Source organism: Moraxella nasovis (assembly GCF_022701215.1).
In the GTDB taxonomy this organism is placed as follows: domain Bacteria; phylum Pseudomonadota; class Gammaproteobacteria; order Pseudomonadales; family Moraxellaceae; genus Moraxella; species Moraxella nasovis.
The window spans coordinates 230,236-257,215 of record NZ_CP089976.1 but is presented as its reverse complement, the minus strand read 5'-3'; the positions used below and the strand labels follow the sequence as shown (position 1 = coordinate 257,215).

Sequence of the window (26,980 nt, the reverse complement as noted above, 5' to 3'; positions counted from 1 at the left end):
ATGCTTATTTTAACTCGTCGTGTAGGCGAAACATTAATGATTGGCGATGAGGTCAGTGTGACTGTGCTTGGTGTTAAGGGTAACCAAGTGCGTTTGGGGGTGAATGCTCCAAAAGACATCGCAGTACACCGTGAAGAGATTTACCAACGTATTCAGCACGAACGTTCCATGCAGATGCATATGAGCCATCTTGAGCAGGATGGTTTTGCACCGCCATCATTTGACGATGATGATTATTTCAACCGCTAGGATGGATTATGAATCATACTGATATTTCACGTTTACTGCATGGCATTCGGTCAAATGCATTAAATTTTGCTGATGTACTTGCGTATATTGATGCCAATTATCACTATACACCAGTGGCTTTTCATAATGGTGAGGTGGTGAATGCCCCAGGCGTAAACGAGGGTAGTGCTAAAGTATTTGGCTTAGCAAAGCTACATGGTCTAAACCAGCTAGATACGCTTAGTTTGTTTGCTGAGCATTATCAGGCTGTACAAGCTACGCCAGATGGCATAGATCATGCCAACATTCGTAATTTTATGCATTACGGTTGGCGTGGCTTTGCAATGCCTAAGAATGCTTTGAGTATCAAATAGTCATTATCAACCTAACCGCTGACTTAATTTTTATTAAATCTGCCCCTATTTTAATTTTTTGCTTGAATATTTATTGCAGATAGAGTAAAATATGGGCTTTAATTTTTCTGCTACTTCTTGATTGTCGTCGCCTTTAACGGTCAAAAAAGAGTGGCCTAACCATATGGTTTAATCATAGTTATGCTAAGTCCATACCTTATTTAATAGCACTTTGATTAAACGGCACAACCGATACCGCTCAATATCCGTGCCATATTAGATTAGGAGTTCACCATGTCTCGAGTATGTCAAGTGACTGGAAAACGCCCACTAGTGGGTAACAATGTATCACATGCTAACAACAAAACACGTCGCCGTTTTCTTCCAAACCTACACAACCACCGCTTTTGGGTAGAGTCTGAGAACCGTTTCGTTCGCCTTCGTGTATCATCTAAGGGTATGCGTATCATTGATAAGCACGGTATCGACAAAGTACTTGCTGATCTACGTGCACAAGGTCAAAACATCTAATTGTTTTGTTAGGCTTATAAGTTAAAGGACATCATCATGAGAGATAAAATTAAACTCGTTTCTACCGCTGGTACTGGTTATTTCTACACCACAACTAAAAATAAGCGTACCATGCCTGGCAAAATGGAAATCAAAAAGTTTGACCCAAAAGTACGCCAACACGTATTGTTTAAAGAAGCAAAAATTAAGTAATCCGTTTAATAAAAAAACCACACGATGTTGTGGTTTTTTTTATTAATAGGTGGTTGATATTATTAATTTAGATACATTTAATTAGTAATATCAATCGCTTATGTTGCATTTAGGGTAAATAATTTGGGTGATTTATCTTGAGATTTTAGAATAAATTTATTATAATAGGTGCTACTGGAGCATTCGCCAACAAAGCGTATTCCTGAGCCGATAATCTTATCTTAGGGTTGTGCTACTATTACTTTGTTGTGCAGACCTGCATCTTTATGATGAATCAGGAAGCCGTAATAAGTGATGGCATAACCCGCCTTGAACTGTACGGTTCATGGTAACCCCTTTGTAGCGGTGCTTTGGTATTTATTTTTAAATTTTTTAAAAAAATAGTATTTTTTGCTTGACAATTAATCAAGCCATTAATATAATACGCACCATATTAAGCGAACAGCTTAGACTTTCCCCAATAGCTCAGTTGGTAGAGCATCGGACTGTTAATCCGTGTGTCCCTGGTTCGAGCCCAGGTTGGGGAGCCATATTATAAAACCCTTCATATTTTGAAGGGTTTTTTCTTTTTTGATGCCTACCTGCTTATTGCAATTCTTTAATTTGCCCTTATTTAAAGTACATTAAATTTTTACTTAAAGGGTATTGTTTTGGCTACAACACATAATTTAACTCTAGATCTTAATACTGACCAGCTTAAAAATGTACTAGGTGAATATAATAAGCATCTAAAGTATCTCCAAGAGCGTCTTGATATCGACATCATGCAACGTCAAAACCAATTTATAATCACAGGCGATGAAGTGGCTTGCGAGCGTGCGAAAGTAATTTTAACTAAGCTTGCAGAGCTTTCTTATGATGATATCGAGGGTGAGACATTGCACCTAATTATTCAAGCAGCACTTTCTGAGCGTTCAGAGGGTGAGCAAGTGGCAGGCGTCCAAAAGCGTAGCGATAGGCACGATACGCATACTCATGTCAGCCTAAAGACACGCAAGGGTAAAATCACACCCCGTGGACAAAATCAGCAGCGTTATGTCCAAAAAATCCTAGCGTCTGATGTGTCATTTGGTGTTGGTCCTGCTGGTACTGGTAAGACTTATCTGGCAGTAGCTTGTGCGGTTGATATGTTGGAGCGAGGTGAGATTGAGCGAATCTTATTGGTGCGACCTGCCGTGGAAGCTGGCGAGAAGCTTGGCTTTTTGCCGGGCGACTTAACTCAAAAGATTGACCCTTATTTACGCCCACTGTATGATGCGTTATATGAAATGCTTGGGTTTGAGAAAGTGGGTAAGCTCTTAGAACGCCAAGTGATTGAGGTAGCTCCATTGGCCTATATGCGTGGGCGAACGTTAAATAATTCATTTGTCATTTTAGATGAAGCTCAAAACACCACGCCAGAACAGATGAAAATGTTCTTAACACGACTTGGTTTTGGTTCTCGTGCGGTGATTACTGGCGATATGACGCAGGTGGATTTGCCACGAGGACATAAGTCGGGTCTATCGCAGGCGATTCAGATTCTTTCTAAAATTGATGAGATTCATATTACTCGTTTTGATAGTAAAGACGTAGTGCGTCACCATCTGGTACAAAAAATCGTCCAAGCCTATGATGCGTTTGATGATGAGCAAGAGCAAAAAGCTTGGCAACGTAAACAAGAAAGACTTGCTGCACAAGCTCAGATTAATCAAGGTGAAGTATGACGGCTACAACTTTCGCTTTAGATTTTGGTGCGTTATCTGATGAGGTGATGGAACAATACACTCAAGCGAAGCTTGATAAGGTGCTTGAGTGTGTGCTAGACGTTATGGAGTACAAACGCCAAAATGGGCTTAAGTTTGCTTATTTTGAGGGTATTGATGATGATATCTGGTGTAAGCCAAAACAGCTGAGTGTATACATTGCCGATGCCATCGAAGCACAAGAGCTTAATCGCGAGTATCGTCAAAAAGACTATGCAACGAACGTTTTGTCTTATCCAAGCCAAATGTCAAGTGAGATTTTAGCTGTATTGCCACAATTGCCATTAGGTGAGCTTGTCTTATGCCATGAAGTGGTGGCAAAACAAGCAAGCGAACAGGGCAAGGCATTTTATGATCACTTGGTACATTTATTGGTGCATGGTATTTTGCATTTGCTTGGTTTTGATCATGAGCTTGGAGATTTACAGGCGGATGAAATGGAAGGCTTTGAGATAGAAATTTTGGCAAAATTAGGCATTAATAATCCTTATTCTTGAGAATAGTTAATCTTTTTCACAGACCTACTGCCAAATTTGATTTTTCGCTTATCCTAAGCTGTGCCTATTAGTAATAAAAACTGCACGGTTACTGTTGTTGCTACTAACGGTTTAACAAATTGATATTTTACAGTAAACTCAATATTTAAAAATAAGCAATAAAAAAGGGACAAAGAATTTTTTTCTGTCCCTTTTTATTAATTAGACCAGTTGTTCGGCAAGCCAGTCACTAAGTGCATTCATGGCTTGTGGCAACTTCTCAACGTCAGTTGCTCCACCTTGAGCAAAATCAGGCTTACCACCACCTTTACCACCAAGCTGTGAAGTGGTGTGCTTGATAATGTCGCCTGCTTTTACTTTGCCCGTTAGGTTTTTACCGACGCTTGCAGTGATGGCGATTTTATCATCATGCACGCTTGACAGTACCACAATGCCATCATGAAGTTTTGATTTCATGTCATCTGATAGCGTGCGCAGTGCTTTGCCATCTAAGCCGTTTATCGTAGCGATAAGTACCTTTTGACCATTGATTTGCTTAGTGTTTTCAGTTAATGATTGGGCTTGTAGACTTGCCATTTTCTGGTTTAGACGCTCAAGCTGTTTTTCTAATGAGCGGCTCTTATCTGCAAGCTGTGAGACTCGATCGACAATCTCATGGCGTTTCGCCTTAAATTGATCAGCTAAAATATTTAGCTGTTGATTGCCTTGCTGAATATAGCGTAACGCTCCCATGCCTGTCAAGGCTTCAATGCGACGGACGCCTGCTGAAATACCTTGTTCGCTGACAATCTTAAATAGACCGATTTCACCAGTATGATGTACATGAATACCACCACAAAGCTCAATAGAGAAAGCTTCTTTATTTTCTTTCTCGCCCATCGTTAGTACACGCACTATATCGCCGTATTTTTCACCAAACAGTGCCATCGCTCCTTTTTTCATGGCGGTGTCAATGTCTAAAAGTTCGGTTTGAACGGGGGTGTTTTTTTGAATCTGTTCGTTAACCATGCGTTCAATTTGTACCAACTCTTCATCGCTGACGGCAGAATCGTGGGAGAAGTCAAAACGTAGAACATCGCTTGATACCAAAGAGCCTTTTTGGGTAACACCATTGCCAAGCAAAGTACGCAAGGCAGCATGCAGTAAGTGCGTGGCAGAGTGGTTTTTGGCAGATGCATGGCGAACGTCTGATGATACTAAGGCGTTGGCTTTTTGGTTTGGGGTGATTTGACCCATTTTAACTGTGCCATAATGAATGATAGCTTGTCCAGATTTTTTGGTATCTTCGACGGCAAACACACCTGATTGCGTGCTAATTTCACCTGTCTCGCCTACTTGACCGCCACTTTCGGCATAAAATGGTGTGGTGGATAATACAATAACACCTTCTTCACCTTCTTTTAGGCAGTCTGTCTGTTTACCATCTTGGTACAGCCCAACGATACTGCTTTGTTGATGATAAAGGCTGTACCCAGTAAATTCAGTTGGTGTATTAACCTTAATGGCGGCGGTGTAGTCTAAATCAAACTTGCCAGCATCTCTGGCTCTTTGACGTTGCTCTTGCATACAAGCATCAAAGCCTGTGTCGTCAATACTGATACCACGCTCACGGGCAATGTCTGATGTTAAATCCACAGGGAAACCGTAAGTGTCGTACAGCTTAAAGACGGTTTCGCCAGATAAGATATCTCCATCATTTAGCACTTCAAGCTCGCTTGATAACAATCTTAAGCCTTGGGCAAGAGTTTTGGCAAATTGCTCTTCTTCTTTTAAAATGACGGCTGCAATTTCATCTTGCTTTGTGACAAGCTCAGGGTAGGCTTCGCCCATTTCACGCACCAAGGCTGGTACGATTTTATAAAAGAAGTTTTCTGTTGCACCAAGCTTATTACCATGACGAACAGCTCGGCGAATGATGCGGCGAAGTACATAGCCACGACCTTCATTGCTTGGGCGAACACCATCAGCAATAAGAAATGAGACAGCTCGGATATGGTCAGCAACTACTTTAAATGACGGCTCGTATGTGCTATCAACGCCAATCACTTGGGCGGTAAAATCCATGAGTTTTACAAAAAGATCCACTTCGTAGTTGCCAAATTTACCTTGCATGATAGAGCTGATACGCTCAAGCCCCATGCCTGTATCCACAGATGGTTTTGGCAGTGGCTCTAGTGTTCCGTCTTTTTGACGGTTAAATTGCATAAATACACAGTTCCATACTTCTACATAGCGATCGCCGTCTTCTTCTGGTGTTCCTGGCAAGCCACCTTCCATGCTGTCACCGTAGTCATAAAAGATTTCACTACACGGACCACAAGGGCCTGTGTCGCCCATCGCCCAAAAGTTGTCTGATTGGTACAGTCCGCCTTTATTATCACCAATACGGATAATGCGGTCGGGTGTTAATCCGATGGTGTTATGCCAGATGTCATACGCCTCATCATCTGTATGATATACAGTAACATAAAGTCGGTCTTTAGGCAGGGCAAGCCAGTCATCAGCGGTTAGAAACTCCCACGCAAATTTAATGGCGTTTTCTTTAAAATAATCGCCAAAACTAAAGTTGCCAAGCATTTCAAAAAAAGTATGGTGGCGAGCGGTATAGCCGACATTGTCTAAATCGTTGTGTTTTCCGCCTGCACGCACGCATTTTTGGGAAGTGACGGCACGGTTGTAATTGCGTTTTTCTAGTCCTAAAAATGTGTCTTTAAACTGGTTCATTCCCGCATTAGTAAAAAGCAGCGTAGGGTCATTATGTGGAATAAGGCTAGATGATGCGACATGGGTGTGGTTTTTGCTTACAAAAAAGTCGATAAAGGCTTGACGCACTTCATGTAATTGTAGGTTTTTTTTAAGCTGACTCATAAAAATCCTTAATGGTGAGAAACTGGCAAATTAATAATCAATTTTAGCATAAACTTGGGCAAATTAAAGCATTTTTCGAGATTTCTACCCTTTAAAATATAAAAAGCTAAGGCTGATGAATATATCAAAAAATCCCATAAAAATTTTAAGGATTTTTTTGTAAATACGCTTAACATTTTGTTAAAAAAGGTGTATAAATGTAGATATAAAAGCTACATTTAATACTAAAGCTAAATTTAGGCGTACCTTAAATGTATCGTTTTATATTCTAAGAAATTGATTTGTATTGTGGTTTGGTTTAATCGGAGTTTAAGATGAATATTCCTCTATTGACAGCAATTTTTTCTATCGCTTCTACGGTTGCAATGGGCATTTTGATTATCATTGCGGTGGTGACAGGTCATGATAGCAGTATGGTAATTTTAGCGGCGGTTGTTGTAGGTTTGATCATCAGCTTGCCAGTTGCGGTGATTGTTACCAAAAAACTAAGCCAACTAACCAGCAGCCCAACTAAAGCACCACAGTAATCAATATATTAACCTTAAAAATCGCAAAGTGGTCATCTTTGCGATTTTTTATTTGGCAGGTGCTTTTGATTCATCAAAACAGCCCAATAATATCCCCATCTACCACATCAATATGATTGGCGGACGGCACTTTTGGCAGACCCGGCATTTTCATCATCTCACCACACAACGCTACCAAAAAACCTGCTCCGTTTGAGATGGTGATGTTTTTGATGTGAATATCAAAGCCTGACGGTCGCCCTAAAAGCTTGGGGTTATCTGAGAGTGAATATTGCGTTTTTGCCATGCAAATAGGCAGCTTATCAAGCCCTAATTTTTGTATTTTACGCATATCAGCCTTGGCATCATTACTAAATTTCACACCGTCCGCTCCATAAATTTTTTGGGCGATGGCTGTGATTTTATCTTCAATGCTTTGGTCAGTGTCATAGGCAAAACGAAATTTATTCTCGCTTTGGGTTAATGCCACTACTTTTTTGGCTAAGTCTATGCCACCTGTGCCGCCTTGCTCCCACACTTTGGCAACTGAGACATCTACCCCTTTATCTTGGCACGCTTTTTTAATCAGCTCAATTTCATCAGTAGTATCTGACACGAAAGCGTTAATCGCTACCACGCACGGCAAGCCAAAGACAGTTTGAATATTATCAATATGTTTTAATAAATTTGGTAAGCCTTTTTGTAGAGCGTCTAAATTTTCACTTTTTAATTCGTCTTTGGCGACACCGCCATTGTATTTTAAAGCTCGCACCGTTGTGACAATGACCACCGCATCAGGGCGTAAGTTTGCCAAACGGCATTTGATGTCGCAAAATTTCTCCGCTCCCAAATCTGCTCCAAACCCAGCTTCAGTAACCACAAAATCTGCTAAATTTAGGGCAGTGCGTGTCGCTATGACTGAATTACAGCCGTGAGCAATATTGGCAAAAGGACCACCATGAATAAGAGTAGGCGTGCCTTCAATGGTTTGTACTAAATTAGGCTTGATGGCTTCTTTTAACAGAGCAGCCATCGCTCCATGGGCGTGCAGGTCTTTGGCAAAAACAGGAGTATTATCAAAGCGATAAGCAACAATCATCTCACCTAAACGGTGCTTTAAATCGTCTAAGTCTTTGGCAAGACAAAACACCGCCATGACTTCACTTGCCACTGTGATGTCAAAGCCATCAGGGCGTATCACGCCATCGGTAGGCTTACCCATGCCGCCTATTATATTTCGCAGTTGGCGGTCGTTCATATCTAAGGCACGTCGCCAGACAACTTTTTTGGGATTGATATCAAGCTCATTGCCTTGATAAATGTGGTTGTCAATTAATGCAGCAAGCAGATTGACACTGCTTGTGATGGCATGAAAATCACCTGTAAAATGTAAATTGATATCTTCCATTGGCAGTACTTGAGATAGACCACCACCTGCTGCACCACCTTTGATGCCAAAGACAGGTCCAAGCGATGGTTCACGCAGTGCAAGGGCGACATTTTCGCCGATGTGGGCTAAAGCATCTGCCAGACCGATGGATAGGGTGGTTTTACCTTCGCCTGCAGGTGTTGGATTAATGGCAGTAACAAGTATTAATTTACCGTTTTTATTGGATTTGGTAAATGTAGATTTGGGATCAATTTTGGCTTTGTATTTGCCGTATTGTTCAATGTCATCAGCAGATAGACCAAGTTTTTGGGCAATCTTGCCGATGGGAAGAATGTCTGCCATGGCGTTTTTGGCGATTTGTGCGTCGGTTAGGTGAGTCATAAGATGTTCCTTTAAGATGCTCTTTAATGTATTATTTTTAGTATAGCATAAGTTGTGGTACTTGCAGATTAGGGTTGGGGTATTTACATAAAAAAAAGACGGCATAAAACCGTCTTTTTATCAATCGTACGCAGGTGTTAGATTGTGCAATCATTGCTTTTTAGGTATTCTTGAAACTCATCATTGCCACCGATGTGTTTGCCACCGATGAAAATCTGCGGTGTAGTTTCAAGTCCAGTAATGGCACGCACTGATGTCATAGACGCATCGCGACCTAATACGATTTCTTCATAAGCTAAGCCACGCTCATCAAGCGTTTGCTTGGCTTTGGCACAGTGCACGCAGCCAGGCTTAGTGAAAAGAGTTACAGATGGTTTGACTTCCCAGCTTGGGTCTAGGTGCTTTAGCATGGTCTCAGCATCAGATACTTCAAAGGGGTCACCGTCTTTTTGTGGTTCATCGAAGATTTTTGTAATAATACCGTCTTCAACCAGCATGGAATAACGCCATGAACGCTTGCCAAAGCCTAGGTTTTCTTTACCAACTAAGCGACCCATACCTTCTGTAAATTCACCATTACCATCAGGGATAACAGTAATGTTTTGGCATTCTTGGTCAGCTTTCCATGCGTTCATTACAAAGGTATCATTAACAGATACGCAAATGATGTCATCAACACCACATTTCTTAAATTCGTTACAAAGCTCGTTATAACGTGGTAAATGTGTGGATGAGCAGGTAGGAGTAAACGCACCAGGCAGTGAGAATAGAACGACTTTTTTGCCTTTAAATAGATCGTCGGTAGTCACATCTACCCAAGCATCGCCTTGGCGAGTGTGAAAAGTAACGCTAGGGACCTTTTGTCCTGTCATGTCCTTAAAGCTCATAGACAGCTCCTTTTAGTGAATTATGAGTTAAAAAAATAAATCTTACTTATTATAACCAGTTAAAATGGTATTTATCAAGGGTATGATGATTATTTTATCAATAAAATGTGTCAGTTGGGATAAATTTTACTCAAGTGCATAATCTACCGCTACTGGTGCATGGTCACTAAACCATTCATCACGATACACCCATGCTCCTAATGTGCGTGCTTTCCAGTCTGGGCTACAGGCGTGATAGTCAATCCGCCAGCCGACATTCTTTGCTCGTGCTTGCCCACGATTAGACCACCATGAATACAGTTCGCTGTCTTGGCGTGCCGTGCGAAATGTATCCACATACCCAAGCTCATCGTAAATATGATCAAGCCATGCTCGTTCATGGGGTAGGCAGCCTGATGCTTTTTGGTTGCCTGACCAGTTTTTGATGTCAATGCGTTTATGGACGATATTATAGTCGCCACAGATGATGACTGAGCGGTCTTCATCTCGCCAACGTTTTAAGATGGCTTTATATTCTTCTAAAAATAAATCTTTGCGTGCTTGGGCTTCATCGCCTGATGAACCACTAGGCAGATAAAGTGAGGCGATATGCACAGGCTTGGCAAGTCCAAATTGACTAAAGTCAAACTTGCCACAAGTAAACCGACCTTGGCTATCTGCAAGCTCAAAGCCCAATCCATCTGTCGGTATAAATGGTAATCGGCTATAGATTGCTGTGCCTGCATAGCCTGCTTTTTGGGCGGGAAAGAGATGGCAGTGCCAGCCGTCAGGTTTAAAATCATCCGTCCACTGGTGCTGTTGAATCCGTGTCTCTTGCATGCAGATTACGTCAGCATCACTTATTGCTAGCCAGTTTAATAGACCCTTTTTAGTAGCGGCTCTTAGCCCATTTACATTCAAGGAAATGACACGTAGTACATGCTTGTTATTTATGACTGTTTTTGGTGGAAAATGATAGGTCATGGTTTCACTACAATAAAATAAGCATTTTAACATAAATCAACATAAATTCATCATCTACTTCACCACTAAGATATGGATAAATTTTATTTTAGTGTCCGTATTTATCATCATTTTGCAAATATAAAAGTGTTAATTTAGATGTCTTGCTAGAAGCCTTAGATTGCCACACTTTATTATAATAAGCCATATTTAGTAAATGCCACTCAGTTATTTTATATAATTATCCTCGTTAAGCTGCATTTGCCACAAAACTGTAAAAAATTGCAACAATAACAGCTGCTCATTTTATTTAATATATTTAAAATAAATTTGACCAAAAAACCTTGGAATGAAGTATGTATAATAATATTTGGGATGTTAGCAGGTTACGATGGTAAGAAAGTTTAAGCATCAAAAATAAAAAAGTACCTACAGTAATTGTGCTAAACAGCTGGGAGATTCAGATGGTAAAATAACACTAAACAAAGTAAAGTTGAAACGTTAGTCGCAATATGCTTGGTGCGGCAGCATAGCAATCTGATATTAGCCCTGAGCTACTTATCAAATATCTTATACGCATGTCCAGCGATGGGAGCGTTACTAAGAACCCTGCTTAATACAGCAAGGCTTTAGGGTGTCTGATGATGTTTGGGTAGCTGGTATTTAATCATCAAGCAAAGTTTCTTCACTAGATTTCCAATTATAAGCCCCATACATCAGTATTTGCATTTGTCTTGTACAGCGATGTAGCATGTCTTGCTTTTGTTTTTCTAGATCTTTTTGGGGGAATTGCTCAAACTCTTCATCGTCTAGATTAGGCGTGTAGGTGAGTTCAAGCCAATCAATAATCCAAGAAAATGACAGATTGACACCAATTTCAGCGAGCAAATAACGGTCATCACTGCCAATATGCTCAAAGGCAGGTTGCAAGGCAAGGTCGTCTGCCATGATTTTGGCAAAAAAATGAATCTGCTGACTGATGGCATTACGTACCGCCCAAGACCCACCAAAACGCTCTGAGGCGATGAATTGCCAATAACGTGGCTGTGCGTCTACCGCCTTAAAAAACAGCTGTACAGATTTGGCGATTTGGCGTTCAAAACTGCGTTTTTTACCCAGTTGCATATGCTCACGAAGTACCGATAAAGCCTCGCCAAGCTCATCTTCTACCAAAGCTTTACCAAGACTTTCCATATCATCAAAATGACGATAAAAGGCAGTTGGCACCACACCGACTTCTCGTGTGACTTGGCGTAGGCTGATGGAGCTATATCCTTGACCTGTCATACATAAATCAAGCACCGCATTAAAAAATGCTTGGCGTGTTTGAAGTTTTTTTTGCTCTCGGGCGGTGGGTTTGACCATTGTACTTGCACTCATGAACACTCTCTTTTTTTTGGTTATTAATTGGTCTATCAATGCGAAGTGTTTATAATTAAAAAAATTCTTAGAATTATGGCGAACTAAAAAGTCCGCCATAATAGTATTTTTTGATGTGATACTAATTAGTTGCTTAGATTATTGCTGTCTAACGCAGTCAAGTAATGGCTTGCCATCAAGTGAGGTGATTTTAGCAGTATTGTCACTCAAATCAAGAATCATGCCTTTATTGTCGTTGGCAATGCTATCATCATCTGAGATGTAGCGATTAGGTGATTGAGCATCTGCATCCAAATCATAAGTAATCTCATCTAATGTCAGATGAGCCTCGCGCTTGCCTTCGTGGTTATGCTCAGCGATATTGGCAGGAATGTCGCCACACTGATACAGCTCGCCCATGTTGTGTTGAGTGCCGTCATGATCATGGTCGTCATGGTCATGGGTTTCTTGGACTGGTTGGGTTGTCTGGACTTCTTGGGTGGTCTGAGTATCGACTACAGCAGTTCTTGTTGTATCCACAACTTCTTCTGTTTTTTGCTCTGCCTTATGGCAAGCAGTCAGGGCTAAGCTTGCAACTAGGGTGCTTAACAGTAATTTTTTCATGGTGATAACCTTTTTTAAAAAAAATAAGATGATATGATAAATCATTTTTGACAAAATGTAAATTAAATATCAGATGTCACTTAAGTCACTTAAAGTGTAAGCATTCAATCACACGTTAAAGCGAAAATGCATCACATCGCCATCTTGGACGACATAGGTTTTGCCTTCTAGGCGAGATTTGCCAGCGGCAGCAGCCCCTTTTTCGCCATCATGAGCGATAAAGTCATCATAGCTAATCACCTCGGCACGGATAAAACCACGTTCAAAGTCGGTATGAATAACTCCTGCTGCTTGTGGTGCAGTCGCCCCAACAGGCACAGTCCACGCACGCACTTCTTTTACGCCTGCGGTGAAGTAGGTTTGTAGGTTTAACAGCTCGTAACCTGCTCTGATGACACGGTCAAGTCCAGCTTCACTCATGCCCATGCCCTCTAAAAACTCTGCCTTTTCGTCTTCGTCTAATTGGGCAATTTCTGCTTCTATTTGATTGCACAAAGGCACGACAATGGCGTTGTCTGATTCGGCAAATTCACGCACTTTATCTAAATAAGGGTTGTTTTCAAAGCCGTCTTCTGCGACGTTGGCGATGTACATGACTGGTTTTAGGGTGATAAGGCCATAGCTTTTGATGAGTTTTTTCTCATCGTCATCAAGATTTGCCATGCGAGCAGGTTTACCATCTGCCAAATATGGCTCAATTTTTTGGAATACTGCCAAAATCGCTTGTGCGTCCTTATCACCGCCTTTGGCTTTTTTGGCGTTGTTGGTGATGGCACGAGTAACCGCTTCTAGGTCGGCAAGGGCAAGCTCGGTGTTGATGGTCTCAATGTCGGATAAAGGATTGACACGACCGTCTACATGAATGACGTTATCATCATCAAAGCACCGCACGACGTGGGCGATGGCATCTGTTTCACGGATATTGGCAAGAAATTGGTTGCCCATGCCTTCGCCCTTAGAAGCACCTGCCACAAGCCCTGCAATATCCACAAATTCCATGGTGGTTGGCAACACTCGCTCAGGATTGACGATTTTTGCCAATGCCTTTAAACGGGGGTCTGGTACAGGTACGATGCCTGTGTTGGGGTCTTTGGTACAAAAGGGGAAGTTTTCGGCGGCAATACCTGCTTTAGTAAGTGCATTAAATAGGGTGGATTTACCCACATTTGGTAGGCCTACGATACCGCAATTAAAACCCATAGGATAGTCTCTTGTTAAATCTGATGAATAAGCCTTTTATTATACCAAAATTTATGATGAATTTGTTAGGATAAATTTATAAATACTTTTTGAGAATTTAGTAAAAAAATGCTATGATAGAAAAGTTTTGTTGTGAAACAAAATTTCATATCAACCTAATTTAAGGAAAAAATCATGGCTATCGAACGTACTTTATCTATCGTAAAACCTGATGCAGTTGGTGCTAACCACATCGGTGAAATTTTCTCTCGCTTTGAGAAAAACGGTCTAAAAATTATCGCAACTAAAATGAAGCATCTATCTCAAGCAGACGCTGAAGGTTTTTATGCAGAGCATAAAGAGCGTGGTTTCTTTGGTGATTTAGTATCATTTATGACTTCAGGTCCTGTGGTGGTGTCTGTACTAGAGGGCGAAAATGCAGTATTAGCACACCGTGATATTCTAGGTGCTACCAACCCTAAAGAAGCGGCAGCTGGCACTATCCGTGCTGATTTTGCAACCAGCATTGATGAGAACGCTGCTCACGGTTCAGACAGCACAACATCTGCTGAGCGTGAAATCGCTTATTTCTTTAGCGATGACGAAATCTGCCCACGCACGCGTTAATCGCTTGCTAAATCTTAGCAGACATTAATAAAATTAATAAAAACGATCGCTGTTTTAGTGGTCGTTTTTATTTGTAAATTTTTAGCTAATTAATGCAGTTATCATGACTTTTTGCCAAAAATTTTATATAATGAATCGTTTAGCTGCCCTTTAACTAAGTCCACCGATTTATCTTAGCCGCCATTATGAATAAAATCCCTGTATATGCACAAGATAGCACCGATAAAACCAACCTGCTTGGTATGAGCAAAAACGAGCTTACTGAGTTTTTTAAAAACCTTAACGAAAAGCCATTTCGAGCCACCCAAGTGATGAAATGGATTTATCAATTTGGGGTAACTGATTTTTATCAGATGACCAATTTGTCTAAAAATTTGCAAGAAAAATTAGAAACAGTAGCGTGCATCACGCCGCCTAAGGTTAAATTTAAACAATTTAGCGATGACGGTACGCGTAAATGGGTGTTTGAAGTGGCTGGCGGTTCACTTGTAGAAACGGTACTTATTCCTGCTGATGATAATAAACAATTTGGACGAAAAACCTTGTGTATTTCATCACAAGTGGGCTGTGCATTGGATTGTTCGTTTTGTAGTACAGGTAAGCAAGGGTTTGAGCGAGATTTGTCCGCCAGCGAAATCATCGGTCAGCTGTGGGTGGCAAACCAATCTTATATGGAAGATGTTGCCCCAGCCAAGCGTGAAAACCGAGTAACCAATGTGGTGATGATGGGCATGGGCGAGCCTTTATTAAATTATAAGCCTGTGGTTGCCAGTATGTCTTTAATGCTTGATGATCACGCATTTGGTCTATCAAAACGCCGTGTAACGCTCTCAACATCTGGCATTGTGCCAAAAATGTATGAGCTTGCCAAAGATATTGATGTGGCACTTGCCATCAGCCTGCACGCCCCCAATGATAAGCTGCGTAACGAGCTTGTACCGATTAACAAAAAATACCCTTTGGCAGAGCTTATCCAAGCTGCTAAAGCCTATGTCTATGATGAAAACCCACGCCACAAAAAGCACGTTACCATTGAATATGTCATGCTAAAAGACGTCAATGATACAGATGTTCATGCTCATGAGCTTATTAATTTATTAAAAGAGTTGCCGTGTAAAATTAATCTGATACCATTTAATCCCTTTCCGCACGCCCCTTACGAGCGGTCAAGCAACAATCGCATTCATGCCTTTAGTAATATTTTAAATAATGCAGGTTTTGTGTGTACCATTCGCCAAACTCGTGGCGATGATATTGATGCGGCGTGCGGACAGCTTGTTGGTCAGGTGGCGGATAAAACACGGCGTTCGGCAAAATGGCAACAAAGTATCCAAAGTCGCCAAAAAGATTAATTTTTAATTGATGGTGTGAAATGTTTGGCAAAATAGCCATTAATTGTTAGAATGGGTTTATCATGCGAGTGCAATATTTTAAGCTTGGGCTTATTTTAGCGGTCACAGTCCTATTATCTGCGTGCCACAGTATGCCAGATGGCGGCAATCAGATTGACGAAATTTTGATGCTAAATAGTGATAAAAACACTGAACTTGCACGCATTCGTACCGCCTTGGCTGCCCAGCATATCACTGATGGTCGGCTTGATGAAGCAAAGCGACAGCTCGATAAGGCGTTTCTTGCTGACACTTTATATGCGCCCGCTTATGATATGATGGGTGTCTTGTTGCAGACAGAAAGTAGTGCGATAAACCTTCAAAAGGCAGACGGTTATTTTCGTAAGGCTATCGATTTAGATGGCAAATTTATGCAAGCGTTTAATAACTATGGCGTCTACTTGGCACGCATGGGGCGTGAGCATGAAGCGGTGCATTATTTTGGTGTAGCAGCTGCAAGTCTAGGCTATGTGGGACGTATCCAAAGTCTAGAAAATCTTGGATTTACCTTACAAAAGCTGGGTGATCAATCAGGTGCTAAGCAGGCTTTTACCAAGGCGATACAGGCAGGCAGCACAAACCCACAAGTTCGTGAGCAGCTGACACACTTGATGAGCCATGATCCAGATTAATAATCTTTAAACACATTTTGGAAGAGATATGTCAAATCACAGTCCCATCAAACGCCGTCTTACTCGCAAAATCCATGTAGGCTCTGTCGCCATCGGTGGTGATGCGCCCATCAGCGTGCAAAGTATGACCAATACAGATACCTGTGATGTGGCAGCGACTGTCGCCCAAATACAGCGTTGCGTAGATGCAGGGGCGGATCTTATGCGTGTGTCCACACCGACGATGGAGAGCGTGCAGGCTTTTGCTGACATCAAAAAACTGGTGAATATTCCGCTCATCGCCGACATTCATTTTGACCACAAAATCGCCTTGGCGGCAGCTGATGCAGGGGCGGACTGTTTGCGTATCAATCCTGGCAATATTGGCAATGACGCCAAAGTGCGTGAAGTGGTCGCCTGTGCCAAGTACCACAATATCCCCATTCGCATTGGCGTGAACGCAGGCTCACTAGAAAAAGATCTACAAAAAAAATATGGCGAGCCAACAGGCGAAGCAATGCTAGAATCTGCCATGCGTCATATTGATATTTTAGAAAAACTGGATTTTCAAAATTATAAAATCTCTGTCAAAGCCAGTAATGTCTTTTTGACTTTGGACGCATATCGACTCATCTCTGCCCAAATTGACAACCCCTTGCATTTGGGGGTAACAGAAGCTGGCGTGTATCGCACAGGCACGGTCAAAAGTGCGATTGCCTTGGGTGGGCTTTTGCTTGATGGCATTGGCGACACCATGCGAATATCGCTCGCTGCCGCCCCAGAAGAAGAGATTAAAATCGGCTTTGATATTTTAAAATCATTGGGCATTCGCTCTAATGGCGTGAATTTTATCGCTTGCCCTAGTTGTAGTCGCCAAGAATTTGATGTCATCAAAGTGATGAATGAACTAGAAGCAAGACTAGAAGACATCAGAGAGCCACTAAATTTATCGGTCATCGGCTGTAAGGTCAATGGACCGGGTGAGGCCAAAGAGGCGACCATCGGTGTGGTGGGGGCAAATCCTAATTCTTTGGTGTATAAAATGGGACAAAAAAGCCATCTGATTGACACTAATAATCTTGTCAATGAAATAGAGCAGATGGTGCGTGAAAAAGCCCGTGAGCTTGGTGAAGCTCGTGCGATTGCCAAGGCAAAAGAGATTATTAGAGTGGGATAAATGGATAATTTAAACACCGATAAATTAAGTTTTACCGAACTTGCGATATTGGCGATGAGTATGGTCAATCGTCCTGTTACGCCAAGTCAATTATGGGAATTTGTTGTCCAAAATAAACTACAATATCGTTTAAATACTTTTGATGATAATACAGGGTGTTTTTCTGGTAAAACCCCCAATATTACTTTTATGAGAATTATTTATACTGACAAAAAGCATTTTCAAGAAATGCCCAATACCAAGCCTAAGCAGTATATTTTAAAAAATCAAAACAATGACGAGTTAAATCAAGAAGTTCAAGAAATTGTTAAGTTAGAAAATTCTAAAAAGTTTAATCAAAAATCTTATTTTCATGAACGTGATTTACACCAAGTGCTGAGTTATTTTTTAAGGCACGATGATTACTTTATGGCGTATTCAAAAACCATCTTCCATGAGACAAGCCAAAAAGGGATAAAAGGTGAAGATAGATGGTTGTATCCTGATATGGTGGCGGTGAGTTTTGAATATGCTAATTACCAAAAAAGCTGTGTGTTAAATTTTATTAACAAATTTGACCAATTGCCCATCAAAGTTTTTTCGTTTGAAATTAAAAAAGAATTAAATTTTAGTAATTATAAAGAAAGTTTTTTTCAGGCGGTGAGTAATTCTAGTTGGGCGAATGAGGGATATTTAGTGGCGGTAAATATTAAGCCAGACAGCCAATTTATAGAAGCCTTACAAAAATTAAGCATCAGTTTTGGTATTGGTATTATTGAATTAAATCTGATAGATATTCATCAAAGCAAGATTGTATCGCCTGCCAAATTTAAAGAAAATATGGATTATTCGGTCATCAGCGAACTTGCCAACAAAAGCCCAAATTTTGCAGGATTTTTAAAGACGATGACCGACTTTGATGTGAATAATCCCAATCGCTATAAAGATGAATTTGATGAAATTTTGACCGATGGTCAATTGGCACAATGTTTAAGTAAATTAACAAAGTTTAAATAAATTAACAAGTGAGTAAATGATGAGTAAAATCACCGCCATTCGTGGCTTTAATGATATTTTACCAAGCGATGCTAAAAAATGGCGACACGTTGAAAATATACTAAGTCAAGTGCTTGATGGCTATGGATTTAGTCAAATTCGTCTGCCATTGGTTGAAGAAACACAGCTGTTCGCTCGTGGTGTGGGTGAAGCAACCGACATTGTAGAAAAAGAGATGTTTAGCGTCGCCAATCATAATTCCCAAAACAGCGAAAAGGGCGAAAGTGCTAGCTTTACCTTACGTCCAGAAGGGACAGCAGGGTGTGTGCGTGCAGTGGTGGAGCATAATCTAACTCGTGGTGATACGCCTAAGCTTTGGTACATGGGGGCGATGTTTCGTTATGAACGTCCGCAAAAAGGGCGTTATCGTCAGTTTACTCAGCTTGGTGTAGAAAGCTTTGGTAGCCCGTCGCCTGACGCTGACAGCGAGCTTATCGCTTTGACTTATACCATGTGGCAGCGTCTTGGCATTTCTGATCATGTTTGTTTGCAGTTAAATACACTTGGAGAAGCCGATGAAAGATTGGCTTATAAGACGGCTTTGGTGGATTACTTATCCACGCATTTTGATAAACTAGACGACGATAGCCAAAGGCGATTAACCACAAATCCTTTACGAATTTTGGATAGTAAAGATGAGCAAACTCAAGCGGTACTACTTGGTGCACCAAAATTATCAGATTTTTTAGGCGAGGCGAGTCGTACTCACTTTAATCAAGTTCAAAGCTATCTAAAGGCACTTGGTATTAAGTTTGAAATTAACGAAAAATTAGTTCGTGGGCTTGATTATTATAACAAAACCGTCTTTGAGTGGGTAACAGATAAGCTAGGCTCGCAGGCAACCGTGTGTGGCGGTGGGCGTTATGATGGCTTGGTAGGTATTGTCAAAGGTAAGCCTGAGCAATCTGAGCCTGCGGTAGGTTTTGCAATGGGGTTGGAGCGATTGATGTTGCTTATTGATGAAGTTGCCCCGCTAAAGAATGTTTCTGATTGTGATGTGTTCGTGGTGGCAAGTGAAGATGAGTATTTACATGCTGTCGTGTATGCCAACCAATTACGACACGCACGCCCAAGCCTTAAAGTAAAAATGGCTTCAGCAACTTCATTAAAATCACAAATGAAAAAAGCGGACAAATCAGGAGCTGCATTCACCGTTATTATAGGTGCTGACGAAGTGGCAGGCGACACGGTAAGTGTAAAAGATATGGCAACAGGTGAGCAATCATCTCAGTCAAAAGACGCCTTTGATTTTAAAATTTAAAGAGAAGAATATGACACAAAACGCAGATAAAAATCAAGACAATCAACAAGCACTAAACGCCTTAAAACAGCACGGTAGCAAGATATTGTGGGCGATTATTTTGGTATTGGCGGCTTTTTTTGGGTGGCAATACTATCAAAATCATTATGCCAAAGTAGATGTGGTAGCAGCCGATAGTTATGCGTCAATCAGTCAACGAAATGACGCGGTTATTTTAGCCGAGCAAAACCCTGATCTTGACGACACCGCCAAAAAAGCATTGGCAGATGATAAGGCTCGGCTGTATACTGATATTGATAAGCTTGTGGCAGAGCATGGCGATAGTGTTTACGCTTGGCAGGCATTGATGTTAAAAGCACGCCACCAAAGTGATGAAGAAGACTATCAAGCTGCTGCTGATTCACTAAATCAAGCGGCAGCGATTAAGCTAGATGATGCAGGCTTGATGGCGATTACAGATTTACGCCTTGCTCAAGTTTTGCTTGCCAAGGGTGATGCAGATGGTGCAAAAGCAGTGATGCAAAAAGCATTGCCAGAAGCCTTTGAGGCGTCAAAACAAGAAGTGCTTGGCGATATTTATGTGGCAAAAAATGACATCGAGAATGCAAAAGCTGCCTATACCGCTGCTTGGGAGTCTTTGCGTGATCGCCAAGAAGAGCGTGCACTACTTAGCCTAAAATTACAGTCTTTGGGTGTAGAGGTAGAACCGATTAGCACGCCATCAGTGGTCATTGACGAACAGTCAGCACAAATCACTGAAGCTACACACTAAGCATTAATTATTATCGTAATTTTAAAAAGGAAATGCCATGCGTACAAAAATGATTCACACAGCACTTGCTTGTGCATTACTTGCTATGACGGCAACTGGTTGTAGTAAAACTTTAAAGGCTGAACCAAAAACGCCTGCAAAACTTGTGCAAATTCAAGCCCCAATGACTGTGTTGCAGTTACAGCTTGAGCAGCGATTAGATACTGACGGTAAAATTCCTAGATCGCTAAAACTTAATAAGAAAATGACGACAGATTTACAGGTGGCAACTCATGGTGACGTTTTTTTTGCAGCCAGCGAAGGTGGTGTGGTAAGTGCAATAAATGCCACAGGCAAGCTTTGGTCTATCGCTGTCAAAGATGCGATTACCAGTGCGGTGGCGTTAAGCTTAGATGGTAAAGTGGCGGTAGTTGGCACGCATTCAGGCAAGGTTGTGGCATTAGACGCTAATAATGGTAATGTCTTATGGGCAAAAAGCCTGCCTACAGTCAGCTATACCCCCGCTTTAGTGAGCTCAAATCGAGTACTGCTTTCTGGCAACAATGGAACGCTTTACGGTTTGGATCGTGCAACAGGCGACGTGGTTTGGCAGTTTGATACGCAGTTTAGCACTCTAGGTATTATTGGAGCTGCTAAGCCAATCGCAATTGATCGAGATACAGCAGTGTTTGGCACGACTGATGGGCGTATTCATGCACTTAATATACAAACAGGTGTGCCAATGTGGACTCGTGCTGTTGGTATGGCGGCAGGTGGTAGTATGACTGATCATCTAAAAGATGTCGATGCTATGCCACTTGTGGTGGGTAGTCGTCTTTATGTAACAAGCTTTAGCGGTCCATTTGTTGGCTTTGATATGACCACAGGACAGAAGATGTTTGCTAAGCCAATCAAAAGCTTAACAACCCCTACGCATTTAGGGGGTATGATTGTGGTTACAAGTACAAGTGGCGATGTGACGGCTTTTAACGCTATAACAGGCGATGTATTGTGGGAAAATAAAGAGTTAAAATACCGCAAATTAACCAATCCTGTCGCCATTGGTAATTATATTGTTGTGGGTGATTTTGAAGGTGTGATTCACATATTTGACACATCAGGTAAAATCATCAGTCGTGAAAAATCTAAAGGTCGTCTGACGAGTTTGCAGAGCAACCAAAATCGTCTTTATACCCAAACTCAAGCAGGCGTGGTGAATGTTTGGCGGTTTTAAGTTTGTAACTTTTTAAGTTAGCTAAAGGTGATGATTACAATGCTTTTATATTGGGTGTGGTAATTGACTGACTTAGACCGTCTTGTTATTGGAAAAGATAATCACAGATGCCCGAAAGTGTATGGCATCTGTGGTGTTTTTGAGATATAAAATTTAAAAGTTGAAATTATGAGTATTAAACCAGTTGTCGCCTTAATCGGCAGACCTAATGTTGGTAAATCTACGCTGTTTAATCAGCTGACTAAGTCTCGCCAAGCACTTGTGGCAGATATGGCAGGCTTAACTCGAGATCGTCAGTACGGTGATGCGACTTATGAAAATAAGTCATTTATCGTTATTGATACAGGTGGTATCGGTGAGGCTGATGATGGCACGGGGAATATCGATGATTATATGGCAACCCAATCTTACACCGCCATTCATGAGGCAGATATCATCGTATTTGTCGTAGATGCACGCTCTGGCATGATTGGAGCAGACCAAGAGATTGCACGTTTTTTACATACGCTTGGCAAACCTGTCTTTTTGGTTGCTAATAAAATGGATGGCGTGCATGAGGCGGCATCGGCAGAGTTTTTTGCCATGGGCTTTGGTGAGCCAGTACCAATGGCAGCCAGTCATGGCAAGGGTGTACACAACCTGCTTGAAGTGCTGACAGCAGACTTTGCCGAAGATTTACCCGAAGAAGAAAACGAAGCTGGTCTTAAGCTTGCCATCATCGGCAGGCCAAATGTCGGCAAATCAACTTTGGTCAATCGCTTGCTTGGCGAAGAGCGGGTGGTTGTGTTTGATATGCCTGGCACGACACGAGACAGTATTTACATTCCGTTTGAGCGAGAAGGGCGTAAATACACACTCATTGATACAGCAGGCGTACGTCGTCGTGGGCGTATCGACGAAAAGGTGGAGAAGTTCTCGGTTGTCAAAACCTTACAAGCCATTAAAGATGCTAACGTCGTCGTCGTGGTCATTGATGCCAAAGAGGGCATCGTTGATCAGGATTTACATATGCTAGGCTTTGCATTAGATGCAGGGCGAGCGATTGTCATTGCCATTAATAAATGGGATGGGCTAAGCCAAGACCAAAAAGACATTGTTAAGATTGAGATGGATAGACGTTTTCACTTTATTCCTTGGGTGAAGATTCATCTGATTTCTGCTTTATATGGAAACGGTGTGGGCAATCTATATCCTTCCATTCATAAGGCATATGATGCATCGATGTTTAAGGTATCCACTTCTCGTTTAACACAGATTTTACAAGATGCCGTAGAATCGCATCAGCCGCCAATGGTGAATGGAAGACGTATTAAACTTCGCTATGCACACCTTGGCGGACATAACCCACCTGTGATTGTTATTCATGGCAACCAAACTTCAGCCCTACCAAAAAGCTACCAACGCTATTTGGAGAATGTATATCGCAATGTATTTAAGCTTGAAGGTACACCGTTACATGTGGAGTTTAAGAAAAACGCCAACCCATATGAAGGCAAAAAAAATCCTGTGGTGAAAAATAAAGCCAAAAAATTGCGTGAGAAAAAGCGTATCGCTGAATTTAAAAAGCGTGAGAAAAAGCGATAGTTTGGTTAGACGGCACTAAAGCGAGTGGGTTCCCCTGCTTTAGTAGACTTGATTTTATCAAATCTGTCTTTATATAAACGGCACTTTAACTTTAGTGCCGTTTTTATGCAGGTGAATATTCTAAGATTTGCAGTGATTGATGATACAACAACTGCACGGATATATTTGCTTTAGGTGGGTAAACTATTCATAGGGTAAATGTAGTGAGCATTAAATTAAAATGGCAAATATAATAAAATATGAAGGATACTGATGATGAATATAACAACTAAGCAGATTAAAGTTAGAAATTATGTCGCAAAGCACATTAATTTTCAAAAAGGCGGCGTGCATGATAAAGATAATCCAAAAACTCGCCATAAAAAAGCAAGAAAAAGAGCAAAACTTGCACTATCATGGCAAGCATTTGATTAGGTAGTTTAGTAGGCTTAAAGCGATTAATTTGGTGTATCTTTAGCTGTCAAAAGCATGGTTTTCATTGGGTTAAAGCTTTTACGGTGTTCGGGCAATATGCCAAAAGTAGTGATGGCGTGAGTGTGAAATTTACTAGCATAGCCCTTATGCTTATCCAGTCCATAATCAGGGTAGAGTTTGGCATAATGCAGCATGCTATCATCTCGATGTACTTTTGCTAAAATACTCGCACAAGCAATGCTGCTGTGTTTACTATCGCCTTTAATCAGTGTCTGAAGACGTGACTGATAACACAAAAAACGATCAGAAAGTATTGGCATGGCATTGCCATCAATGATAATCAATGGAGCGTGCGAAAGCGTGATGTGATTTAAACTGATGAGATGCTCAATCGCTAATCGCATACCTAATAGCGTTGCTTGATAGATGTTGATGTCGTCAATGACAAAGGCGGGAATATCAACAAGGACATAGCTTTGGCAGATGGACTGAATGTGAGAAGATAATAATGCTCGCTTTTTAGGACTAAGCTTTTTACTGTCATTTAATAAAGCGATAGGTGAAGCCGATAGATCGATAACTCCAAATTCGCCAGTAAGCTTTGGCGATAAGATAACTGCACTGACCGTCATATGACCAAACAGACAGCCACGCCCAACTTCATCAACGCCAATAACGATGGGCGTCACACCATCAAAAGGTGTGTTAATTTGGCTTTTAATGGCACAGTAGTTATCATGTGATGAAATCGTATGTGCTGGCTTATTCATGACAAAACTTACCATAATAATTAAGCGTGCTGACAGCAGGATTGGCGGTGGATTCTTGACGTAACCAAGTATTAAGCTGATGCAGTTTTTGGCGTTGTGCTTGGTTTGTATCGTTTAAGATGATTAAGGCGTACTCTGCAATCTGTTTGGGTTCGGCATTTTCTTGAATTAGTTCTGGCACGATGGCGCACCCTTTTTGTTGATTTGATAAAATGTTTGGTAGAGCAACATAAGGGGTTTTAACTAATCTTTTAGCGATAGCATAGCTAATAGGACTGATTTTATAGACAACTACCATGGGTCGTTCTAATAATTGAGCTTCTAGTGTGGCAGTGCCTGATGCCAATAAAATAATATCGCTTGCATTCATTGCAGTTTGGCTTGTGGTGAGTGTGTTATTTGTGTCTGCTTGACAAATGATATGGGTGAGTTTGATGATGTCATTGGCGTGTTTGTGCAACAGATTACTGGTATAATCGGCGTGTTCTTGGCTAACTACAGGCAAAACAAAATGACAATTAGGCAAGCTTTTAGCAATCAGTAGCATGCTTTTAGCAAGCAGCGGTAAAATAGCATTAATCTCCGATAGACGAGAGCCTGCCATGACGCAGATGGTAGGGTGATTGGGATTAGCTTGAATTGGCAGGTGGTGCCGCTTAAAAAATTCTTGCCTAATGATGGGTAACTTTCGTTCATCTGCCGTCAGTGTATTTAGCAAAGGATGACCAACACATACGGCAGGGTGATGGTGCCTTTGGTAAACATCTAACTCAAAAGGAAATAAGCACAGCACCAAGTCGGTCGCCTGTTTGATGCCATGAATGCGATTTTCACGCCATGCCCACACGCTAGGGCTGACGTATTGCACACAAAAAATACCCTTTGATTTTAATACCTTACCTAATCTTAAATTAAAATCAGGTGCGTCAATGCCCACAAAAATATCAATGCCTGCTTGATGAAATTCGCCCAAAATTTGACGTTTTGCCAATATCAAATCAGGCAAATGCTTGATGACTTCGGTAAGCCCCATAACCGATAATCTACGCATATCAATGATGGAGATTAGCCCAGCTTTCGCCATTTGATTGCCACCCACTCCCACCCAGCGGATATTTGGGTGTATGGCGTTCATCTTGTGCATGAAATCTGCACCCAGTGCATCGCCTGAGATCTCGCCTGCCACGATGCCGATGGTGAGTGGTTGTTTGTTATCCATTGATTTTATTGCGTTTTAGTAGGACAAGTACCGCCCCATTACCGCCATCATTGGCAGGGGCGGAGACAAACGCCATCACATCGCTGATTTGGCGTAACCAACCATTGACGCAGGTTTTGATGATGGCATCTGTGCCTTTGCCATGCACGATTTTTACGACTGTCTCGCCGTTTTGTTTGGCGTGATGAATGAGTGTTAAGACCGCATTTCTGGCATCTTCAATACTAGACCCATGCAAATCTACGGCATCATACCAACGCAATTTGCCTTGTTTTAATTGTTCAAAAATTTTATTTTGTAGGGTGGGGTTTTTATAACTCAAAAAAGCTTCGCCTGCCACAGGGTTTAATAAAGCTTGCATATCCGATAAATTGACACCGCCAAGCTCATCACCCCCTTCGGCATTGGCACGGCGGTAGATGGCGTTGTCGTCTTTTTGGGGTTTTTGGGCGATGGTTTTTTCGTGTTTGAGTGGGGCGACACCGCTCATCGCTTGCATGAATAGCACTTTATCATCGTCAATAAGTTCGCTATTAAAGCGTTTGACTTGTTTGGCGACATCACCTTGCTTCATGATGCTTTGGCTGGTCGGTTTGCCATTGATGTCGGTTTCGGGTTTGGTGGATTTACCGCCCAAGTCTTTTAATTGGGCTTGAAAATCTTTGGATAATAGGTCTTTGAAGGTGGTCATTGGTGGATCCAAAATGAATAAAGATAAAGCTTAACTTTTTGAGTATAGTATAAGCCAGTTGTCAGATGAATGTTTCTGACAACTAGCTTATTTTGATTAATTATAGTTCAGGGATGACTTTGTTGTTATTGTATGCTAAGCGTTTAAGTGCTTGAATGTGTTCGTCTTTTTGGGCGATTAACTCATCTTTGTGAGCAATGATGAGTTTTAATTTCTCAATCTCAACTGTAAGATTTTGGTCATTATTATAGTAGTGATTATTACTATGATTTTCGCTAATCTGGCAGACAACGTGTTTATTATCAAGCCTTAGTAATTCAATAACTTTAACACCTAAAGTGTTTGCAATTTCATCTAATCTTTCGAGGTTTGGCGTGCTCTCGCCACGTTCAATTTTGGCGTAACCATTTCTGGTCATACCAAGCTTTTCTGCCATCTCTTCTTGTGTCCAACTACGATTTTCTCGCAGTTCACGAATGGTGTCAAAATTAATCATAGAAACCTACAATAATTATATAAAAAACCAACTGGCA

General features: G+C 41.3%; 28 protein-coding genes, 1 tRNA gene and 1 other RNA gene. 19 read left to right on the top strand and 11 right to left on the bottom strand.

Translation table 11 applies throughout. From position 1 onward, the window contains the following. The 8 genes from csrA to ybeY all read left to right on the top strand — a co-directional run bounded on the left by csrA (position 1) and on the right by ybeY (position 3,546). A complete protein-coding gene (gene csrA / locus LU293_RS01280; RefSeq protein ID WP_311195310.1) occupies positions 1–249 on the top strand; it encodes a carbon storage regulator CsrA in 249 nt (82 codons plus the stop codon). Between the two features lie 8 nt (positions 250–257). Next, a complete protein-coding gene (locus LU293_RS01275; protein ID WP_242748124.1) occupies positions 258–602 on the top strand; it encodes a HopJ type III effector protein in 345 nt (114 codons plus the stop codon). A gap of 273 nt (positions 603–875) precedes the next feature. Then, the gene (gene rpmB / locus LU293_RS01270; protein WP_242748123.1) at positions 876–1,112 is read left to right on the top strand and encodes a 50S ribosomal protein L28; all 237 of its coding nucleotides are present in this window, start codon (positions 876–878) and stop codon (positions 1,110–1,112) included. Between the two features lie 36 nt (positions 1,113–1,148). Continuing rightward, the gene (gene rpmG, locus LU293_RS01265) at positions 1,149–1,304 is read left to right on the top strand and encodes a 50S ribosomal protein L33 (RefSeq protein WP_078253122.1); all 156 of its coding nucleotides are present in this window, start codon (positions 1,149–1,151) and stop codon (positions 1,302–1,304) included. 168 nt (positions 1,305–1,472) lie between these two features. Next, positions 1,473–1,665, top strand: a non-coding RNA gene (ssrS, locus tag LU293_RS01260) — 6S RNA. 93 nt (positions 1,666–1,758) lie between these two features. Further along, positions 1,759–1,834 (top strand) — tRNA-Asn (locus LU293_RS01255). Positions 1,835–1,954: 120 nt separating this feature from the next. Beyond that, positions 1,955–3,010, top strand: coding sequence for a PhoH family protein (locus LU293_RS01250; RefSeq protein ID WP_242748122.1), 1,056 nt, complete (start codon positions 1,955–1,957; stop codon positions 3,008–3,010). A 47-nt stretch (positions 3,011–3,057) separates the two neighbouring features. Next, on the top strand, positions 3,058–3,546 hold the full coding sequence (gene ybeY / locus LU293_RS01245; protein ID WP_375540353.1) for an rRNA maturation RNase YbeY: 489 nt from the start codon (positions 3,058–3,060) through the stop codon (positions 3,544–3,546). A 201-nt stretch (positions 3,547–3,747) separates the two neighbouring features. Here the strand turns inward: ybeY and alaS are convergent, their stop codons facing one another. After that, positions 3,748–6,414 carry an alanine--tRNA ligase gene (gene alaS / locus LU293_RS01240; RefSeq protein ID WP_242748120.1) on the bottom strand — a complete coding sequence of 889 codons (2,667 nt, stop codon included), beginning with the start codon at positions 6,412–6,414 and terminating at the stop codon, positions 3,748–3,750. A 314-nt stretch (positions 6,415–6,728) separates the two neighbouring features. Between alaS and LU293_RS01235 the strand changes: the two genes are divergently transcribed. Continuing rightward, on the top strand, positions 6,729–6,941 hold the full coding sequence (locus LU293_RS01235) for a hypothetical protein (RefSeq protein WP_242748119.1): 213 nt from the start codon (positions 6,729–6,731) through the stop codon (positions 6,939–6,941). 73 nt (positions 6,942–7,014) lie between these two features. On the opposite strand, the gene LU293_RS01230 is transcribed toward LU293_RS01235, so the two are convergent. The 6 genes from LU293_RS01230 to ychF form a co-directional block, all read right to left on the bottom strand. Continuing rightward, positions 7,015–8,691 carry a formate--tetrahydrofolate ligase gene (locus LU293_RS01230; protein ID WP_242748118.1) on the bottom strand — a complete coding sequence of 559 codons (1,677 nt, stop codon included), beginning with the start codon at positions 8,689–8,691 and terminating at the stop codon, positions 7,015–7,017. A 137-nt stretch (positions 8,692–8,828) separates the two neighbouring features. After that, positions 8,829–9,578, bottom strand: coding sequence for a glutathione peroxidase (locus LU293_RS01225; RefSeq protein ID WP_242748117.1), 750 nt, complete (start codon positions 9,576–9,578; stop codon positions 8,829–8,831). A 126-nt stretch (positions 9,579–9,704) separates the two neighbouring features. Further along, positions 9,705–10,541 (bottom strand): exodeoxyribonuclease III, encoded by an 837-nt coding sequence (locus LU293_RS01220; RefSeq protein WP_242748116.1) that lies wholly within the window; start codon positions 10,539–10,541, stop codon positions 9,705–9,707. A gap of 642 nt (positions 10,542–11,183) precedes the next feature. Further along, positions 11,184–11,900: a TetR family transcriptional regulator gene (locus LU293_RS01215; RefSeq protein ID WP_242748115.1), complete on the bottom strand. Its 717-nt coding sequence runs from the start codon at positions 11,898–11,900 to the stop codon at positions 11,184–11,186. 138 nt (positions 11,901–12,038) lie between these two features. Further along, entirely contained in the window at positions 12,039–12,503 is a 465-nt protein-coding gene (locus LU293_RS01210; protein ID WP_242748114.1) for a hypothetical protein, read from the bottom strand. Positions 12,504–12,611: 108 nt separating this feature from the next. Further along, positions 12,612–13,703 (bottom strand): redox-regulated ATPase YchF, encoded by a 1,092-nt coding sequence (ychF, locus tag LU293_RS01205; RefSeq protein ID WP_242748113.1) that lies wholly within the window; start codon positions 13,701–13,703, stop codon positions 12,612–12,614. A gap of 174 nt (positions 13,704–13,877) precedes the next feature. Here ychF and ndk point away from each other — a divergent pair, with 174 nt between their 5' ends. The 10 genes from ndk to LU293_RS01155 all read left to right on the top strand — a co-directional run bounded on the left by ndk (position 13,878) and on the right by LU293_RS01155 (position 23,767). Continuing rightward, positions 13,878–14,309 (top strand): nucleoside-diphosphate kinase, encoded by a 432-nt coding sequence (gene ndk, locus LU293_RS01200; protein ID WP_242748112.1) that lies wholly within the window; start codon positions 13,878–13,880, stop codon positions 14,307–14,309. Positions 14,310–14,494: 185 nt separating this feature from the next. Further along, positions 14,495–15,661, top strand: a complete 1,167-nt coding sequence (rlmN, locus tag LU293_RS01195; protein ID WP_242748111.1) for a dual-specificity RNA methyltransferase RlmN — start codon at positions 14,495–14,497, stop codon at positions 15,659–15,661. 62 nt (positions 15,662–15,723) lie between these two features. After that, positions 15,724–16,332, top strand: coding sequence for a pilus assembly protein PilW (locus LU293_RS01190; protein WP_242748110.1), 609 nt, complete (start codon positions 15,724–15,726; stop codon positions 16,330–16,332). A gap of 28 nt (positions 16,333–16,360) precedes the next feature. Continuing rightward, positions 16,361–17,488, top strand: a complete 1,128-nt coding sequence (gene ispG / locus LU293_RS01185) for a flavodoxin-dependent (E)-4-hydroxy-3-methylbut-2-enyl-diphosphate synthase (protein ID WP_242748109.1) — start codon at positions 16,361–16,363, stop codon at positions 17,486–17,488. Beyond that, positions 17,489–18,484, top strand: coding sequence for a hypothetical protein (locus tag LU293_RS01180; RefSeq protein WP_242748108.1), 996 nt, complete (start codon positions 17,489–17,491; stop codon positions 18,482–18,484). It begins immediately after the preceding gene. A gap of 19 nt (positions 18,485–18,503) precedes the next feature. Beyond that, a complete protein-coding gene (gene hisS, locus LU293_RS01175) occupies positions 18,504–19,784 on the top strand; it encodes a histidine--tRNA ligase (RefSeq protein ID WP_242749588.1) in 1,281 nt (426 codons plus the stop codon). Between the two features lie 10 nt (positions 19,785–19,794). Beyond that, a complete protein-coding gene (locus LU293_RS01170; protein ID WP_242748107.1) occupies positions 19,795–20,556 on the top strand; it encodes a YfgM family protein in 762 nt (253 codons plus the stop codon). 37 nt (positions 20,557–20,593) lie between these two features. Then, on the top strand, positions 20,594–21,769 hold the full coding sequence (gene bamB / locus LU293_RS01165; RefSeq protein ID WP_242748106.1) for an outer membrane protein assembly factor BamB: 1,176 nt from the start codon (positions 20,594–20,596) through the stop codon (positions 21,767–21,769). A gap of 168 nt (positions 21,770–21,937) precedes the next feature. Continuing rightward, a complete protein-coding gene (gene der, locus LU293_RS01160; RefSeq protein ID WP_242748105.1) occupies positions 21,938–23,353 on the top strand; it encodes a ribosome biogenesis GTPase Der in 1,416 nt (471 codons plus the stop codon). Between the two features lie 252 nt (positions 23,354–23,605). Beyond that, complete coding sequence (locus LU293_RS01155; RefSeq protein ID WP_242748104.1) at positions 23,606–23,767, top strand: hypothetical protein; 162 nt, start codon at positions 23,606–23,608, stop codon at positions 23,765–23,767. Between the two features lie 23 nt (positions 23,768–23,790). On the opposite strand, the gene rnhB is transcribed toward LU293_RS01155, so the two are convergent. The 4 genes from rnhB to LU293_RS01135 form a co-directional block, all read right to left on the bottom strand. Then, positions 23,791–24,537: a ribonuclease HII gene (rnhB, locus tag LU293_RS01150; RefSeq protein WP_242748103.1), complete on the bottom strand. Its 747-nt coding sequence runs from the start codon at positions 24,535–24,537 to the stop codon at positions 23,791–23,793. Beyond that, the gene (lpxB, locus tag LU293_RS01145) at positions 24,530–25,756 is read right to left on the bottom strand and encodes a lipid-A-disaccharide synthase (protein WP_242748102.1); all 1,227 of its coding nucleotides are present in this window, start codon (positions 25,754–25,756) and stop codon (positions 24,530–24,532) included. The genes rnhB and lpxB overlap by 8 nt, the downstream gene beginning before the upstream one ends. Continuing rightward, entirely contained in the window at positions 25,749–26,447 is a 699-nt protein-coding gene (locus LU293_RS01140; RefSeq protein ID WP_242748101.1) for a Smr/MutS family protein, read from the bottom strand. Before LU293_RS01140 ends, lpxB begins: the two co-directional genes overlap by 8 nt. Before the next feature lie 100 nt (positions 26,448–26,547). Further along, positions 26,548–26,943: a helix-turn-helix domain-containing protein gene (locus LU293_RS01135; RefSeq protein ID WP_242748100.1), complete on the bottom strand. Its 396-nt coding sequence runs from the start codon at positions 26,941–26,943 to the stop codon at positions 26,548–26,550. Between the last annotated feature and the right edge of the window lie 37 nt (positions 26,944–26,980).